The following is a 16,847-nucleotide window of genomic DNA, read 5'->3' as shown; positions in this document are numbered from 1 at the left end:
GTTAAAGCCCTTTATTTTCTGCGTTGGCCTGACGGATGTTCCAGATCATGATCGGAACAACGAGCAGCATGATGATGACCGCAATGGTCGCCCCGCGCCCGAAGTCACCGCCACCGCGGAACATCCAGCTAAACATGAGATTGGCCAGAACCTGCGTATCCCATTGCCCATTTGTCATGGCAAAGACAATGTCGAAGACCTTTAGCACCGTGATGGTGATGGTGGTCCAGACGACGGCGATGGTTTTCCAGATTTGCGGCACCATGATGTAGAAGAAGATCTGGACACCATTGGCACCATCAATGACCGCGGCCTCGATGGTTTCCTCAGGGATCCCGCGCAAGGCAGCGGACAGGATAACCATGGCAAAGCCGGTCTGAATCCAGACCAGAATGATCATCAGGAAGAAATTGTTCCAGAAAGGCAGCGTGATCCATGCCTGAGGTTCCATCCCCATGGCTTCAACAACAGCGTTGAGCAGGCCGATCTGAACCGACCCCTCACCACGATATTCATAGATGAACTTCCAGATAATCGACGCCCCGATGAAGGAAATGGCCATCGGCATGAAGATCAGCGATTTGGCAATATTGCCCCACCAGATGCGATCGGTCAGGGCGGCGATGACCAGCCCGAAGAAGGTCGACATGGCCGGCACAAAGACCAACCAGAGGATGTTGTTGAACATCGCCTGATGGAATTCGCGGTCCTGAAACAGCCAGATATAATTGTTCAGACCAATGAAGGTGTCACCATTCTTGTCATGAACCGACAAGATCAGCGATGCGACGGCCGGATAGACGAGATAGAGGGTCAGGGCCAGAAGGGCCGGACCAAGAAACAGCCAAGGTCTGATCCGGTGTACCATCGCCAGGTTGCGCACACTTTGTTCCGGTGAGGCTGCATCAGCTGGATATAGCCGATCCAGGAACCAGTTCGAACCGACGAAATAGACCACACAACCCAAGACGCCGACGACGACGATGCCGAGTGCGGATGCAATTTGTTCCATACTGTCGCGCTCCACCTTGAGCGTTTTTCCGACAATCCATGCGGGATTGGATCAAAACGCTGCTTATCTGTTTTTGCTGAAGACTTGGAAATCCAACATTCCTCAAGTCTGCTCCAAATCGGCTGAAAGTCCAGCCTCGCTCGTTGCCACTCCCGGGTAACCGCGTTGCCTTTGCTTTGGCCTGATATGAAGACTTGGTCCTGTTTTCGATCCTGATCGATTTCGCCTCTGGCTGCATCATGGGCATTTCGGGCATGTCTTGCCCTTCGATGATTTGCGACCAGAACAGGTGACGCCATTTGTTAAACGGAGCATTCAAGCCCCGAGCAGACAGTCCCCGCACATAGCGGGAACCATCCAGTTTGGGAGGTTGGGGGACTCCCAACATTCAGCATGGGTTCGCTTATTTGAGTGCGTCCCAGGTTTTCTGAATTTCGTCACCGACAGTCTGGGCATCCTTGCCGCCAGCATAGTCAACCATACCGGTCCAGAAGGCACCGGCACCAATTTTGCCGGGCATCAGGTCAGAGCCGTCGAAGCGGAAGGTCGTTGCATTGAGCAGGATTTCACCCTGTTTCTTCAGCGCATCATTCGCATAGGCATCAACATTCACCCCTTTATGCGGGGTCAGCAGACCAGACTGTGCCATCCAGACTTCGTGCGCGATTGGCGACTTGAGGAAGTCGATGAAAGCGCGCGCGCCTTTGGACTCGCGGGTAATCGCAAACAGAGTGCCTGCGCCCAGAACCGGCTTGCCAAGATCCTTGCCGGCATAGGCAGGGAAGTAGAAGAAGTCCGCATCTTCACCCAACTGCGTACCTTCCGGGAAGAAGGACGGAATGAACGATGCCTGACGATGCATGTAGCACTTCGGAGGAGAGGAGAAGAGACCTTTCGGACTATCACGGAAATCGGTGGTGCCAACGGCCCCTGCCCCGCCATCAACGAAATCATCGTTGCGCGCGAACCAGCCGAATTCCTCGATCGCGCCAACAACGGCAGGATCGTTGAATTTCACTTCATTGGTGACCCATTTGTCATAGACATCTGGCGACTGCGTGCGGAGCATGAAGTCTTCCACCCAGTCGGTTGCAGGCCAGCCGGTCGCATCGCCAGAGCCCAGACCGATACACCATGGCTTGCCACCATCCTTGACGATCTGCTCGCTGAGCGCTTTCAGCTCTTCCATGCTTTCGGGCACTTCATAGCCAGCATCTTCAAAGTTTTCCGGCACATACCAGACCAAAGATTTCACATCGACCTTAAAGAAGAAGCCGAAATAGTCGTCCTTGCCGTCTTTGCCCTTGTAGGTACCAAGATCAACCCAGGACTGACCAGCAGCGTAATTGTCCTTGACCCATGATTTGGTTTCGTCAGACAGAGGGGTCAACAAGCCTTTGGAAGCCAGATCAGCGGCCAAACCCGGCTGCGGGAAAATGGCAATATTCGGCGCGGAGCCTGCACCGGTATCAATCACGATCTGCTGTTCAAAGCTGTCGGAACCAGCATATTCGACATTGGCGCCTGTGGCTTCCTCGAAATAGGCGATAACGCTTTCAAACAGGTCCTTATCGACGCTGAGCCAAGGCCCGAAGACCGTAATGGTTTCGCCTTTGAGATCCATTTTCTTGAGCGCTTCATAAGACGCCCAATTCAAGCGTGCATCTTCGCCCGGCTTGAATTTCAGATGATCCATGGCTTGCGCACTACCCGCAGCAAGAGCAGCAACAGCAACGCCCATCATTAGTGTCTTCAACATTTCGCAAAACCTCCCAAAGGCATTTGTTGATCAACAATTATTCTGATGGATAAGCGATTTTCAAACCGCTTTGGATTGCTTTGAGCATGCTTTGGATGATTGGCAGAGTCAAGGCAGTTTTTGGCAAAAATCAGCAATCTTCTTGAGAAAAATCAGATTTCAATCGTTCCAAACTGTCATATTTCGCAAATGCAGCATCAAAGCCCCGCGCAATCGGTATTGCAGAAATTTCCAAACTATGTGTAAGATAGAGATCACTTTTGATAGGGCTTTGGATAGCTGTGCAAACGGTTTCCTATCGCCCACCGAGCCAGAAAAGCAGAAGCAGGCCAAATCTTTTGGCCTGCATAAGCCCTTGCCTGTGCGCATCTTTTGTGAGGTCGCAGCCGTGAATTTGAAAGAATTGTCCAGCATTCTGAATCTGTCCCAAACGACGGTCAGCCGCGCCCTTAATGGTTATCCGGAAGTCGGCGAGAAGACTCGACTGCGGGTTCTGGAAGCTGCGCAGAAACACAATTACCACCCCTCCTCTTCCGCCAAACGACTGGCCATGGGGCGTGCGAGTTCGGTTGCCCATGTTGTGCCGCAAAATGCGCAACATTCGATGATCAACCCGCACTTTTCCGATTTCATCGCCGGGGCTGGCGAGACCTATTCGCGCAACGGCTATGACATGGTCATCTCGGTGGTGCCGGATACGGAACAGGAAAGCGTCTATCGCGAGTTGACGCGCTCAGGTCGGGTGGATGGCTTTATCGTCCACGGCCCTTTCAAGGAAGACCCGCGCATTGATCTTCTGGAAAGCCTCAAGGTGCCGTTCGTCGTTCATGGACGAACCGAAGTCAGCAAGGATCGATATTGCTGGCTCGATGTCAACAATCGCAGTTCCTTCAAGCGGGCAACCAACTTCCTGCTCGATTTGGGTCACACGCGCATCGCCCTGCTGAATGGTCTGGAAGAAATGGATTTCGCCTATCGCCGCAAGATCGGCTATGAGGCAGCCCTGCGAGAGCATGGACTCGAGCCTGATCCGGCACTCATTTTCTCCTCCGACATGATCGAACCCTATGGCTACTCGGTTACCCGCACATTGCTGGAACGCGATGAAGCACCGAGCGCTATCCTCACATCATCGGTCTTGACGGCCCTAGGGGTGGTGCGTGCTGCACAGGAAATGGGACTGCAAATCGGGCGTGATCTGTCCATCCTGACTTTTGATGACCAGCTTTCCTTCTTGCAGCATTCAGGTGTGCCACTATTCACTGCTGTTCGCTCCTCCATTTTGGAAGCTGGCAAGCGGTTGGCGGAAATCCTGCTCGACCGGATCAACAATCCGGATCAACCCCTCACCCAAGAACTCTGGGAGACAGATCTCGTGGTTGGTCGGTCTACCGGCCCCTATCTAGGCGATTAGTCTGTCGACTGGACCTGAGGCGTCTGATCCTTCAAATCTCGAACTCTATCCAATCACATGCGATGAGGCACCCAATGCCAGCACTGACACGACAAACGTCCTTTTCTCTTTCACGCTCTGATTTTCCCGATGACTTTAAGTTCGGCACGTCGACCTCGGCTTATCAGATCGAGGGCAGCAAATTTGGCGGCGCCGGCAGCTCCCATTGGGACACTTTTGCCACCAGTCCCGGCAATGTGGTCAATTTCGAGAATGGATCCATTGCCTGCGATCATTATCACAAATGGCAGGGTGACCTCGACTTGATGCGCGACCTAGGCATTGATTCCTATCGTTTTTCCAGCTCATGGGCGCGGGTGATGCCTGAGGGCAAAGGCGCAGTGAATGCAGAAGGCCTCGATTTTTATGATCGCCTCGTGGATGGATTGCTGGAGCGCAATATCGAACCCCACCTCACCCTTTATCATTGGGAGTTACCCAGCGCCTTGTCGGATCTTGGGGGCTGGCAGAACCGGGATATTGCCGACCATTTTGCCAACTATGCCGAGATCATGATCACACGCATGGGGGATCGCCTCGAAAGCGTCGCAACGTTCAACGAACCTTGGTGCATCACATGGCTCAGCCACTATCACGGGATCCATGCACCAGGGCTGCGCGACATTCGCGCAGCGACCCGTGCGTCCCATCATGTATTGTTGTCCCACGCCAAAGCGGTGGCGATTTTGCGGTCAATGGAGCAGAAAAATCTCGGAATAGTGCTCAATTTTGAGCATACAACGCCCTTTGATGATCAGGAAAGCTCGATCGAAGCGGCTCGAATTGCTGAAGGAATCTATAACCGCTGGTTCCTTGGCGGCCTGTTCAAAGGCGCCTATCCAGAAGATGTCGTGACGTATCTGGAGCCTTATCTCCCCACGGGCTGGCAGGACGACATGGCGGCGATCAATGCGCCACTTGATTGGCTGGGCATCAACTATTACACCCGCAATCTGGTGGTCGAAAAGGAACCATGTGAGGGCTGCACGCTGCCGAACTTCACCTCCGAGCCGGGCCCCCTGCCAAAGACAGAAATGAACTGGGAAGTCTATCCCCAAGGCCTCAGCACACTGCTACGCTGGATCAGCGAAACCCATACCGGAGCGCTGCCGCTGACGGTTACCGAGAATGGCATGGCCAACGACGACCATCTGATTGACGGCGAAGTGGATGATCAGGAACGGATCGCCTATCTCGACATGCACTTCAAGGCAGCGCTTGAAGTGATCGAAGATGGCGTGCCTTTGACGGGCTATTTTGTCTGGTCCTTCATGGACAATTTCGAATGGGCGCTGGGCTATGACAAGCGGTTCGGCATCATTCATGTCGACTTTGATACGCTGGAGCGCCTGCCCAAGGCGTCCTACCATGCGTTCAAAGCATTTCTTGCCTGACTGCAACACCACGCAAGCCCACGCAAAAAGAGAAAAGGCAGCCTGATGGCTGCCTTTTTAGTAAAACCTTGATTTTATGAGACACCATCTGGGGGTGGGGATGGCGTCCCTCAGCTGGTCGCCGCTGCGGGGGACAACGACGACCAGCCCGCAGGCCAAACGGACTGCGTATTTGGGCCGTGGGGCCCTACGGCAGAGAATTATTGTTATTGGCAACCATGTGTGGGGGACGAGGTTGCCTATCCTTCTCTGACGCTCTTCTTTGCCACTACAGGGGCCGCATCTTTAAACCACTGGGGCTAAGACATTTCCCTATAGAGGCAAAACTCTGGTTTCCTTCGCTGTATTCAGCGCAATCTGCGTTTCTGTCGCCCGCACTCCCGGTTGGGTTTTGAGCGACTTAACGATGAAGTGGTTCAGGTCATCGTTGGTTCGCGTCCTCACCTTTAAAAGGTAGGAATGCTGTCCGGTGACATGGTGCATCTCCTGCACTTCATCAAAACTGGCAACGCTGGATACAAATTCGTTTTCGTCAAACGAGTAATCCAAATCGACAAAAATGAAGGCTGTCACCCCAAACCCGCTTTTCACAGGGTCGAGCACTGCCTCAATGGCAGCGACAGCTCCGGAATCAATCAGCTTACGCACACGTTCATTGGTAGCGCTTACCGAAAGTCCGATTTCCTTTGCAAGGTCAGCGCTAGCGCGCCGGCCATCTTTTTGCAAAAGCAACAACAAATGCCGGTCCAGATCATCCATGCTGGTATTTTTCCTTATTGGACAGCGTCCTGATAACCAAGTTGCGTCATCCATGCAAGTGCATCCTAAGATCGCCAGATCACGCATGCGCACCAAACCAATACATCTCGCCAACGAGTATTCGACAATAATTATGCTTTAATGCATCGCAAATTTTAATTGTTGCGTATCTCGCCTACTCGACGCGGAAAAGTTGCGTGATCGGCTGATCACCAGACAAATTGGTATTAGAATATATCTTGTGGATAAATCAGTTGCCGTTATATAGGAGACACACAGAATTGCTGCCTAGCAACAAAGCAAGCATCCAATCAACGGAAAAAAGCGCAGAAAACGGCTAATTTTATGGCTGTGATTGAAATTTAGGCAGTTTTGTTTCGCAACTGCAACAACCAATATTCCGGCTTTTCCGTCCATACGCCTTTCGTTTAAGACACCAATTATCCTCGTTCAACCCCGTTAAGTGATTGTGCTATCAGTGAAACTCGAAGATTTAATTCAGCGATTGAATTATTTCGACTTACTGATTCCGGACGCGTATCTGCCTGACAATTATTGCCGCAGGACGTAGTCGATCGATTCCGCGTGATCGAGCACCACCGCATCGCCACCATGCTCCCCCATCACCATCAAGCCGACTGGCGCACCATCAGGCATACCGATGGGAATGGTCATGGCTGGACGTCCGAGGATATTACCGATTGCCGTGTTGCGCAGAATCTTGAGGTTGGTTTCCCCGTAGAGTTCGTCGGACGCCAGGATCGGCTTGAGCTCCGGTGGCGCGATGGCCACTGTCGGCATCAGGACGGCATCATAATTGCGGGTCGCAAGATGGGTTCGAACCTGCATGTCCTTTTGCAGATCAAGCATGTCGAGATAGTCGGCAGATGAGATGCCACCCGCCACTTCCAGACGCTGACGGACACGGGGATCCATGCCGTTGGCATGCCCTTGCAAGAAGCCACGATGGGCGTGGAAGGCTTCGGCCCCGACAATGCTACCAAGTTTGGCAATGTCCCAGAAACGCTCGATGGCATCGACCTTGATGCGCTCAAGACGCGCACCAGCCTTAGCGATTGTTTCAAGCGCACGCACGAAGCTGCCCGCCACCTCGACATCCAGATCGTCCAATGCAATGGTTTCCAGAATGCCAAAGCGTTTGCCCACAAGGGATCGCAGGTTGGCTTCAGGAACAGGATGTCCCGCCATCACGGCGTCAATAATGCGGCAGCACTCGACGGAGTTGGCCAGAGGCCCAACCGTGTCTAGGGAGCGAGCAAGCGGGGTAACTCCCTTGAGGGAATGACGACCGAAGCTCGGCTTGAAACCATAAAGTCGGTTGAAGGCTGACGGGATGCGGATGGAGCCGCCCGTATCCGACCCGATGGCAGCAACAGCCATGTTTTCCGCAACCGAGAGGGCCGCCCCGGACGAGGAACCTCCGGGCACGCGGCCAATCTGACGATCCCAGACATTGAGTGGCGTGCCAAAATGCGGATTGATGCCAAGGCCGGAATAGGCAAACTCGGTCATGTTGGTGTGACCGAGGATAACAGCCCCGGCAGCGCGCAAGAGCGCGACAATGTCGGCGTCAGCGGATGCCGGTTGGGCGATTTTGGCCAACTCTGCAGAGCCTGCAGTGGTTGGCTCTCCCGCCACATCAAGCAAATCCTTGAGGGAGACCGGAATGCCTGCAAGCGGCCCCTGAGGCACATTCATTTTGCGCAGGGCATCGGAGGCTGCAGCTTGTGTGATGGCGGTGTTCTTGAAGGTGCGAATGAATGTGCGGTTCCCCTCGCCTCCCTCTTTCTCGATTTCCGTGAAGGCAGCACTGACCAATTCGACCGAGGAAATCTTGCCCTCATCCAGTGCCTTGCGAACCGTTGCGATTGTCCAATGCGCCGTCATTTGCCACTCCTAGCCCACATCAATTGTCTTCTCTTTGATGTCCTCTCATTTCACTGTTTCAAGTGCGACGGCTGGCTGGAGTCCAGTGTCTCAGTGAAATTCCCCCGTGATATCAATAGAGAAGCACGCAGTTGCGAACATGTTAGCGACAAAATGAAACCTTGTCGCCTTTGCTTGAGGACGCTTGCGCTTTCGCAGTGCAATTGTGGAGAAAAACAGGGTGTGCGCGCCCAAATGGGGCGCGCACTCTTTTGCCTGCGGCTATTTCGCCGCCTTGACCCGCAGAATGACATTTTCAATCATCTGCATGCCCGCATTGCCACCCAATGTCATGATCGATTCGGGATGGAACTGAACCGCAGAAATCGGCTCGCTACGATGCTCGATCGCCATGATGACGCCGTCATCCGTGTCGGCAGTGATGTCGAACTCTTGTGGCAGGGAGACTGGATCAGCGAACAGCGAGTGATAACGCCCGACAACCACCTGTTTTGGCAATCCCTTGAACAGCGAACCACCTTGTAGACGAATGCGCGAAGGCTTGCCATGCATTGGCACGCTGAGCTGACGCAGGGAGCCGCCAAAGGCTTCTGCAATGGCTTGCAGGCCGAGACAAACGCCGAAGATTGGCAGATTGCGGGCGCGAGCCTTGGTGATGGTCGTCTTGGTGTCGAAATGTTGCGGCGAGCCCGGCCCCGGCGACATGACCACCAGATCCGGCCGGACCTTGTCAAAGGCATCATCGGCGACGGGCGTCCGCACGGTCACCACTTCAGCCCCGGTCTGGCGAAAATAGTTCGCTAACGTATGCACAAAGCTGTCCTGATGGTCGACCAGAAGAATCTTGACACCAGTGCCAACCTGCCGGTGCGGGTTGCCTGCAGCGAGTTTTTCCGGATTGGCCGCATCGCGGATAGCTGCCCGCATGGCGGAAGCTTTGAGTTCGGTTTCCGCTTCTTCCGCATCAGGATCGGAATCATAAAGCAAGGTGGCACCGGCACGCACTTCTGCCACGCCATCCTTGATGCGAATGGTGCGCAAGGTCAGGCCGGTATTCATGTTGCCATCAAAGCCGATCATCCCAATCGCGCCGCCATACCATGCGCGCGGCGATTTTTCGTGTTTCTCGATGAAGTCCATGGCCCAGAGCTTTGGCGCTCCGGTCACGGTGACAGCCCATGCATGGGACAGGAAGGCATCCATCGCATCGAGGCCTTCCCGCAGGCGACCTTCGATGTGATCGACGGTATGAATGAGGCGGGAATAAAGCTCGATCTGTCGACGGCCCTTGACCCGGACCGAGCCCGGCACACAAACGCGGCTTTTGTCATTGCGGTCGACGTCAGAGCACATGGTCAGCTCGCTCTCATCCTTTTTGGAGTTGAGCAGCTTGAGGATCTGTTCGCTGTCCTCAATCGCATCGCGACCACGCTGGATGGTGCCGGAAATCGGGCAGGTTTCGACCAGATTGCCATCAGAAACCTTGACGAACATTTCCGGGCTGGCACCGACCAGATATTCCTGGGCGCCCAGATTGATCATGAAGCCATAGGGCGAGGGATTGATCTGTTGCAGACGACGGGAAATGGCAGAAGGCAGGCATTTGACCGGCTCATAGAAGGTTTGGCCGGGCACGCATTCAAACAGATCACCACGCTTGAAATAGTCGACCGCCTTACGCGCCACATTGGCATATTCGCCCTTCTTGTGGTCGCCTTCAGGCGGATTGCGGTCGGTTTGCTTGAAGGGATCCTTGCGCTCTGGGCGCTCCATGCCTTCGGTCGTGTTGCCTTCAAAGGCAAAGTCATAGCGATAGCGGGTCGCCTCTTCGGCATAGAGATCGACGACAATCACTTCATCGGGCAGATAGAGAACCATGTCGCGCTGGTCATCCGGGCGCTGAAGCTGCATCTCAATGGAATCGAACTGGAAGGCCAGATCGTAGCCAAAGGCCCCGTAAAGGCCGAGGATGCTGTCCTGACCGGATTTGAACAGGGCGACGATCTCGCGCACCACCGAGAAGACGGTAGGCACACGGCTGCGCTCTTCCTCGGTAAAGGTGCCCTCGGGCTCTTTCACTTCGAGGGAAATCTGGGTGTCGTCTGCCTGATAGCTCTTGAGGATAAACAGGTCCTTGATGGTCTTGTGAATGGCTGGCATCAGCACCACGCCGCGATCATTTAATGCTTCGATGGTCATCGTGCGGCCGCGCGCGGTGATCACCAGAGGCGGATTGACGAAGCCGAACTCGCTTCTGGTGTAACGACCGGGATATTCATAGTTGGAGACCAGCACCACGCCGCGCTGTTCATCAAGCTTTGAGAGACAATCGGACAAGGCCGTCTCGAAATTGTCTTTACCCGCGGAGCGGAGGACTTCGACACCACCTTCCGTGATATAGTCTTCGTCTGGAAAAAACTCGATCTCTGCTGAGACGGGTATGCGCTGTGAATTCGTCATTTTACCCTCACTGGTACGGATCCGGTGATTGCCGATCCATGTCTTGGTTGTTTGTCTCAGCCGCTTCTTTTCGGCGACTTCATGAGCAGGACCTGCCAGACACACAAAAGCCGCCGGAAATCCGACGGCCATATCCCATTTTCAATTTATGCAAGCAAAAGGGTAGGATCAGCCGCCGTTAATGCGTCTGCCACCACCAGTCCCGATTGTTTGCGATCAAATGTGTCATAGCTCTGATTTAACCGATTTCTTGCGTCGCGGCAAGTGTCTATGCGACCACTCGAACGCAGGCATTCTTTTTCGTGAAATCTTTTGCGCCTACAAGCTTGACCAACTGGTCAGAACAAACATAAACGGGGCCATGACAGCCCCGTTTCTTTTGGTGAAACAGTTTGCCTGATCATGCGGCGGCAACGCCTTTGAGGAAGTGATCGACCTCCTCGCGCAAACGCTCGGTCTGCGCAGCCACGTCGCGGGATTTCTGTTCGACTTCATCGACCGCATTGGTGGTTTCGGCAGCGGCTGCAGACAGCTCATCCATATTGCCGGCCACTTCCTGAGTACCACTGGCGGCACGCGCGACATTCTGGCTGATTTCATAGGTGGCACTGCCCTGCTCATCCACCGCCAGAGAAATGGTCTTGGTATATTCGTTGACCTTTTCCATTGTCTCGGCAATGCCCTGAATGGCGCGAACGGCGTCTTCCGTAGACCCCTGAATGCCCTGAATCTGACTGGCAATCTCTTCAGTTGCCTTGGAAGTCTGGTTGGCCAGCCCCTTCACTTCAGCGGCAACAACAGCGAAACCCTTGCCATGTTCTCCTGCACGGGCAGCCTCGATAGTCGCGTTCAAGGCCAGCAGGTTGGTCTGCTCTGCAATCGCCTGAATGAGGGCGATGACATCGCCAATCTTCTGGGCGGAATGGGACAGACCAGACACGGTCTCGGTGGTTTCGCGGGTGGCGTTGGTGGCCAACTCTACAACCTGCGTCGTTTCACTGACCTGTCGTTTGATCTCCTCGATCGAGGCGGCCAACTCTTCAGCCGCAGAAGCAACGGTCTGGACGTTACCCGATGCGACCTGTGAGGCGGAGGCAGAGCCTGTCGCCTTGCTCGAGGTCTGATCAGCCATGCTGGAAAGCAGATTGGCTGTTTGCTTCATAGAGTCCATGTTGCTCGAGACATTCCCCAGCAATTCCATAGAAGAGGACCGGAACTCGTCAATCATCACCTCGATTGCCTGTTGACGCTTCTCACGCATGGTCTGGTCCTGCTGACTGGTTGCTTCCAGCCGATGACGCTCAAGGGCATTGTCACGCAACACCTCGATGGAACGGGACAACTCACCCACTTCATCTTCGCGCTCACTGTCAGGCAGCTCGACATCGTAATTTTCGCGTGCGATTTCGGTCACACTCCGATTGAGTTTCTGGAGCGGAGCCATCGAGATACGGGCAAAGAATACGCTCAGCCCACCCATGATCAACAACGACAAAACACCCAACAATAACAGGCTATTGGTCAGACTGTTGGAGGCAGCCAGAAACTCATCATAGGTTTGGCGTGCGACGACGGTCCATTTCAAACCAAAAGCTTCAAACGGCGCGGCATTGGCGCGGAACTTGGCGCCATTCATCACCAGATCATCGGAAGCAGAGCCCGCATCCAATGCTGTTGTTGCCATCGCCTTTTCTTCTTCTGTCGCGCTGACCAATTTCATGGCGTCAAAATCGAGCAGATGGCCATCAGCGGTAACCAGATCGACGGTCCCGGTCTGGCCAAGACCTGTGCGGTCATTGACGATTTGGGCAAGTTTGTCGATGTTGACTTCGAATGCAACAGCAGCGATTACCTTGTCATTCTTGTAGACTGGAGCAACCATGAAGGCATCCAAATGGCCGTCCACTTCGATGAAGCCGGTGAAAGACTGACCTGTGAAAGGATCAGTCGACTTGTCAGCAGCCATTTTTACGACAGGCTCGACAACAGCCTTCAGACGCTCATCGAAAGCCGCACCGTCAGCGAGTGACTTGGTGAAGAGGTCAGACTTGCGATAGCTATAGAAAACATCGCCGTCTTTGCTGAACAGAATCATGTCACGAAAGACGTCGCCCTTGAGCAGTTCACCGACACCGACATGGTGCTTTTCATGGGCCTTGGTGTAATAGACATTCTTGGCTTCGGCGGTTGCCAGCTTGTGACGCTCGTCCTGCGGATGCGGATTGTTCGCAATATAGAGACCATGCAGCGTTTCAGCAGCCTTGTCCTTGAGGATACGCCAGCCAGCATACATTTCCGAGCTGGTGTCTATGGTGACCACATTCCCGGTCATTGCGGTCATTTTCTCGTGCAGTTGCTCTGTATAGAGTTCGAGAATTTTCGTCTTGCTTTTCGCAACATTGAGCAGCGTCCCGTCTGTTTGCTGCACAGAGGCATTGCCTCCCATCCATGCTGCCACAGAAACGAAAATCGCAGCCATCACGATAATAGATCCAACCATAATGGTTGGAATTTTAGTAACGAGGCGTTTTGGAAGGATCGACATCAGGTTTCTCTTGTCTCGAGATAAGTTTCCCTCAGTGTTGCCGACTTAAATTAGAAATTGGTAAAAATCATCGTTGTCTCAATATTTTACAATTCCGCCTCATTTTCAAAGTTAAACTACCTACATGCAGCTCAATCTTTGACAAACTATTTTGCATATTACTGTTTATTATTTATTCAGTTGCTCAACGTTTGAGCAAAGCACAAAAGAGGCGAAGCCTGACGGACCTCGCCTCTGTTGATAACATCTGTCTGGCTTTGTCCAAATCAGTTAAGCAGCAGACACACCCTTCAGGAACCGATCCACTTCATCGCGCAAACGGCTGGTCTGAATGGCAACATCCTGACTATTCTGCTCGACCTGGTCCACGGATTGAGTGGTTTCCGCTGCAGCTTGGGACAATTGCGACATGTTGCCAGCCACAGCCAAGGTGCCACTGGCAGCCTTGGCCACATTCTGGCTGATTTCAAAAGTCGCACTGCCCTGTTCGTCGACTGCCAGAGAAATGGTCCGCGTATATTCGTTGACCGTTTCCATGGTTTCGGCAATCCCCTGAATGGCATGGACGGCTTCCTGAGTGGCACCCTGGATCCCCTGAATCTGGCTGGCAATTTCCTCGGTCGCCTTGGAAGTCTGGTTGGCCAGCTCTTTCACCTCTGATGCCACGACAGCAAAGCCCTTACCATGTTCGCCAGCACGTGCCGCCTCGATCGTGGCATTGAGTGCCAACAGGTTCGTTTGTTCGGCAATGGCCTGGATCATGGCGACGACATCACCGATTTTCTGAGCCGAGAGGGACAGACCAGAGATGGTTTCCGTCGTCACGCGCGTGGCCTTGGTGGCCTGATTGACCACTGAGGTGGTTTCGGTGACTTGACGCTTAATCTCTTCGATAGAGGCCGCCAGCTCTTCGGCTGCGGACGCAACCGTCTGCACGTTGCTGGAAGCCACTTCAGACTCAGACGCAGACACTGTGGCCTTGTCTGCGGTCTCGTCAGCCATCCCAGAGAGAATCTGTGCCGTTGCCTTCATGGCGTCCATGTTGGTGGACACGTTGTTCAGCAGCTCCGTAGAGGAATTTCTAAAGCCATCGATCATGGCTTCGATCGCCTGCTGACGCTTGGCGCGCTCTGATTGCTCGTGCCGACCTTCTTCCTCCAGACGACGGCGTTCCAGTGCGTTGGTACGCAAAATCTCAACGGAACGACTCAACTCTCCCACTTCGTCAGGACGCGAGCTGTCGGGCAAATCGACAGAGAAGTTCTCCTGTGCAATCTGGGTCACACCCTGATTGAGTTTTTGCAAAGGTGCCAGCGAGTGTCGAACAAAGTAGGCGCAGAAACCACCAATCATCACCAACAACACACCACCCACCAACAGCAAGCTCTGAGTCAGTTTGTTGGATGGTGCCAGCAACTCGTCATAGGATTGCTCCGCAATCATTGCCCATTGCGTGCCCAGCACGGCCATAGGAACAGCCACGGCGCGGTTGGCGACACCCTTCACTTCAGCATCACCACTTGCCATGGTTCCACCCACAGCATTCAGCGCAATTTCGTTCAGCGATTTCGGCAGCGTCTGCACGATGTTGTTGGTAAAATCGACTTGCTGCAAATCCGCAGAGACCAGCATCATCTGACCCGTCTCTCCCAGACCGGAAGAGTCGGAAATCAGTTTTGCAAGGGTCTCGGTTTCAACTTCGACTGCGACGGCGGCCAGAACCTGATCCCATTTGACAACAGGAGCAACCATGTAAGCGGTTACTTTGCCGTCTACCTCAACAAAACCGGTGAAGCCATTGCCCTTGTATTTTTCTTTAGAGCCCTCAGCCGCCATTTTGAGAATCGGCTCCAGCAGCACCTTCAGTTCAGAACTGACTGCACCGCTTTCATTGATGTTGCGAGCAAAAGCTTTTCCCTTGCGGTAGGAATAATAGACATTGCCTTCCTTGCCGATGAACATCAGATCACGGAATGCGCCACCTTCAAGCAGCGTTGCAATGTCTTCCTGATGCTTGCCATGGGACTGACCATAATAGCTATCATGGTCGATCTTTGAGAGTTTGTACTTCTCGTCTGGCGCATTCGGATTGTCTGTGACGTAGATCTTTTTCAGAGTCTGGGACGCTTCTGCTTTCAGGACGCGCCAGCCGCCATACAAATCACTTGCCGCATCGGCCGTGGTGTTGTGACTGGCAACAGTATTCATCTTGCCGCGCAATTGGTCCATATACAGCGTCACTGTACTGGTCCGCCCTTTTGCCGCGTTGATCAATGCGGTTTCGGTGAGGCTGACTGAGGTATTTCCTCCCATCCAGGCAGCGATGGAAACCAATGCCGCGACTAGCAAGGTCACTGACCCGATCACGATCACTGGAATTTTGGTTGATAGTCTTTTAGGAAGCAGTGACATCCCAGTTCCTCCGCAGGAATTCTCGCTTAAAACTACGCATAGTCTTCGGCATCAACCTTTCCTTTGTGTAAACGAACGTACGCTTCCCACTTAAGAATCGTGAAGAATCCGGCATTCCTTAATGGTGAGGGCGAAAATACCGGCATTTTTGACAAGCCTGTCCACTGAGCTGCGTCAAAATCAGCTATCCTTTTTCAACAGCCTTGAACAAACGCCCGCTGCTGTCCGACTCAGCATATCTGCTATTTTGATGTCTCCATGGTCCCAGAAGACAAAAAAAAGAGAGGCGTGCAGGGGACACGTCTCTCTTTCTAACATCATCTCGCAAGCGGCTTGGGAGGAGTGGCCGCGTCCTTACATCATGCGGTTGGCAATCGCCACGGCCTGCGTGCGGCGATAGCAGTTGAGCTTTTTCAGGATCAGCGAGATGTGATGTTTGACCGTTGCTTCGGTCAGACCCAGCTCATAGGCAATCTGCTTGTTCAGAAGGCCGTCACGCAAATAGCGCAGGATGGTCATCTGTTTTGGCGTCAGATTGGCGAGCTTGGAGTAGAGGGTAGAACGTTCGATGACAGCTTCGGTTTCTTCAAACAGGGCGTCATCGGCAATACCGGACTTGATGCGCTTTGCAACTGCGCGCAGCTCGGATACAGGCGCGGTTTTGAAGACAACCCAGTCAGCGCCATTGCCCAAGGCGTAGTGAGCAAGGCCATGATCGGATTCGTTGCAGATCAGGATCAAGCGAGCGCGTTTGTAAACCTTTCGAATATCATTCAATGCAGCGGAACCGCGGCTGGAGGTGGCATCCAGATTGAGCAGCAGCAGCGTGTCTTCCCGGTCAGGCGCAGCGCTCAGCATCTGCTCCAGTTCGGAACAATCCAGAACCGGAGTATATTCCCGCTTGATGCCCAGCATGCTGAGGAGACATTCGGTGAAGACCGGATGTGGCTCAGCCAGTACAATCGTGCGGTAGTTGACGGTGCCCTGTTCGATGTGATGACCCAGTCCGCGGCGTACTTCGTTGCCAGTATCGTCGAGTAGAAGCATGGTTTTCCCCCTTCTCACAAAGAGAAGTAAAAGCGTTGATCAAAACAAGTTTTGGTCGAAACCCCTAAGGCATTTCCCGCCCGTAGTCAGACTTAGAA

The 16,847-nt window shown here is 53.6% G+C and carries 10 protein-coding genes; 2 read left to right on the top strand and 8 right to left on the bottom strand.

Annotated elements, in window-relative coordinates; all coding sequences use genetic code 11:
• Position 1 precedes the first annotated feature (1 nt).
• Positions 2-1,012: a carbohydrate ABC transporter permease gene (locus DSD30_RS13760; RefSeq protein ID WP_114010227.1), complete on the bottom strand. Its 1,011-nt coding sequence runs from the start codon at positions 1,010-1,012 to the stop codon at positions 2-4.
• A gap of 403 nt (positions 1,013-1,415) precedes the next feature.
• Positions 1,416-2,771, bottom strand: a complete 1,356-nt coding sequence (locus tag DSD30_RS13755; protein WP_114010226.1) for an ABC transporter substrate-binding protein — start codon at positions 2,769-2,771, stop codon at positions 1,416-1,418.
• A 388-nt stretch (positions 2,772-3,159) separates the two neighbouring features.
• Between DSD30_RS13755 and DSD30_RS13750 the strand changes: the two genes are divergently transcribed.
• On the top strand, positions 3,160-4,185 hold the full coding sequence (locus DSD30_RS13750; protein WP_114010465.1) for a LacI family DNA-binding transcriptional regulator: 1,026 nt from the start codon (positions 3,160-3,162) through the stop codon (positions 4,183-4,185).
• 74 nt (positions 4,186-4,259) lie between these two features.
• Positions 4,260-5,618 (top strand): GH1 family beta-glucosidase, encoded by a 1,359-nt coding sequence (locus DSD30_RS13745; RefSeq protein WP_114010225.1) that lies wholly within the window; start codon positions 4,260-4,262, stop codon positions 5,616-5,618.
• A 312-nt stretch (positions 5,619-5,930) separates the two neighbouring features.
• Here DSD30_RS13745 and DSD30_RS13740 read toward each other — a convergent pair whose 3' ends face one another.
• The 6 genes from DSD30_RS13740 to DSD30_RS13715 form a co-directional block, all read right to left on the bottom strand.
• Positions 5,931-6,377, bottom strand: coding sequence for an Lrp/AsnC family transcriptional regulator (locus tag DSD30_RS13740; protein WP_198662957.1), 447 nt, complete (start codon positions 6,375-6,377; stop codon positions 5,931-5,933).
• Between the two features lie 552 nt (positions 6,378-6,929).
• Complete coding sequence (locus DSD30_RS13735; RefSeq protein ID WP_114010223.1) at positions 6,930-8,285, bottom strand: amidase; 1,356 nt, start codon at positions 8,283-8,285, stop codon at positions 6,930-6,932.
• 261 nt (positions 8,286-8,546) lie between these two features.
• A complete protein-coding gene (locus tag DSD30_RS13730) occupies positions 8,547-10,745 on the bottom strand; it encodes an anthranilate synthase (protein ID WP_114010464.1) in 2,199 nt (732 codons plus the stop codon).
• A 400-nt stretch (positions 10,746-11,145) separates the two neighbouring features.
• Positions 11,146-13,290 carry a methyl-accepting chemotaxis protein gene (locus DSD30_RS13725; protein WP_114010222.1) on the bottom strand — a complete coding sequence of 715 codons (2,145 nt, stop codon included), beginning with the start codon at positions 13,288-13,290 and terminating at the stop codon, positions 11,146-11,148.
• Positions 13,291-13,560: 270 nt separating this feature from the next.
• A complete protein-coding gene (locus DSD30_RS13720; protein WP_114010221.1) occupies positions 13,561-15,702 on the bottom strand; it encodes a methyl-accepting chemotaxis protein in 2,142 nt (713 codons plus the stop codon).
• 354 nt (positions 15,703-16,056) lie between these two features.
• Positions 16,057-16,749 carry a response regulator transcription factor gene (locus DSD30_RS13715; protein WP_114010220.1) on the bottom strand — a complete coding sequence of 231 codons (693 nt, stop codon included), beginning with the start codon at positions 16,747-16,749 and terminating at the stop codon, positions 16,057-16,059.
• Positions 16,750-16,847 lie beyond the last annotated feature (98 nt).

Source organism: Cohaesibacter intestini (genome assembly GCF_003324485.1).
In the GTDB taxonomy this organism is placed as follows: Bacteria; Pseudomonadota; Alphaproteobacteria; order Rhizobiales; family Cohaesibacteraceae; genus Cohaesibacter; species Cohaesibacter intestini.
The sequence above is the reverse complement of the archived record's forward strand: the minus strand, read 5'-3'. Positions and strand labels throughout refer to the sequence as shown.

What these genes read in the sequence shown, in the direction of transcription:
- DSD30_RS13715 (WP_114010220.1), bottom strand. Translation starts at nt 16,749, where the DNA reads ATGCTTCTACTCGACGATACTGGCAACGAAGTACGCCGCGGACTGGGT.
- DSD30_RS13760 (WP_114010227.1), bottom strand. Translation starts at nt 1,012, where the DNA reads ATGGAACAAATTGCATCCGCACTCGGCATCGTCGTCGTCGGCGTCTTG.
- DSD30_RS13755 (WP_114010226.1), bottom strand. Translation starts at nt 2,771, where the DNA reads ATGTTGAAGACACTAATGATGGGCGTTGCTGTTGCTGCTCTTGCTGCG.
- DSD30_RS13740 (WP_198662957.1), bottom strand. Translation starts at nt 6,377, where the DNA reads ATGGATGATCTGGACCGGCATTTGTTGTTGCTTTTGCAAAAAGATGGC.
- DSD30_RS13730 (WP_114010464.1), bottom strand. Translation starts at nt 10,745, where the DNA reads ATGACGAATTCACAGCGCATACCCGTCTCAGCAGAGATCGAGTTTTTT.
- DSD30_RS13720 (WP_114010221.1), bottom strand. Translation starts at nt 15,702, where the DNA reads ATGTCACTGCTTCCTAAAAGACTATCAACCAAAATTCCAGTGATCGTG.
- DSD30_RS13725 (WP_114010222.1), bottom strand. Translation starts at nt 13,290, where the DNA reads ATGTCGATCCTTCCAAAACGCCTCGTTACTAAAATTCCAACCATTATG.
- DSD30_RS13735 (WP_114010223.1), bottom strand. Translation starts at nt 8,285, where the DNA reads ATGACGGCGCATTGGACAATCGCAACGGTTCGCAAGGCACTGGATGAG.
- DSD30_RS13745 (WP_114010225.1), top strand. Translation starts at nt 4,260, where the DNA reads ATGCCAGCACTGACACGACAAACGTCCTTTTCTCTTTCACGCTCTGAT.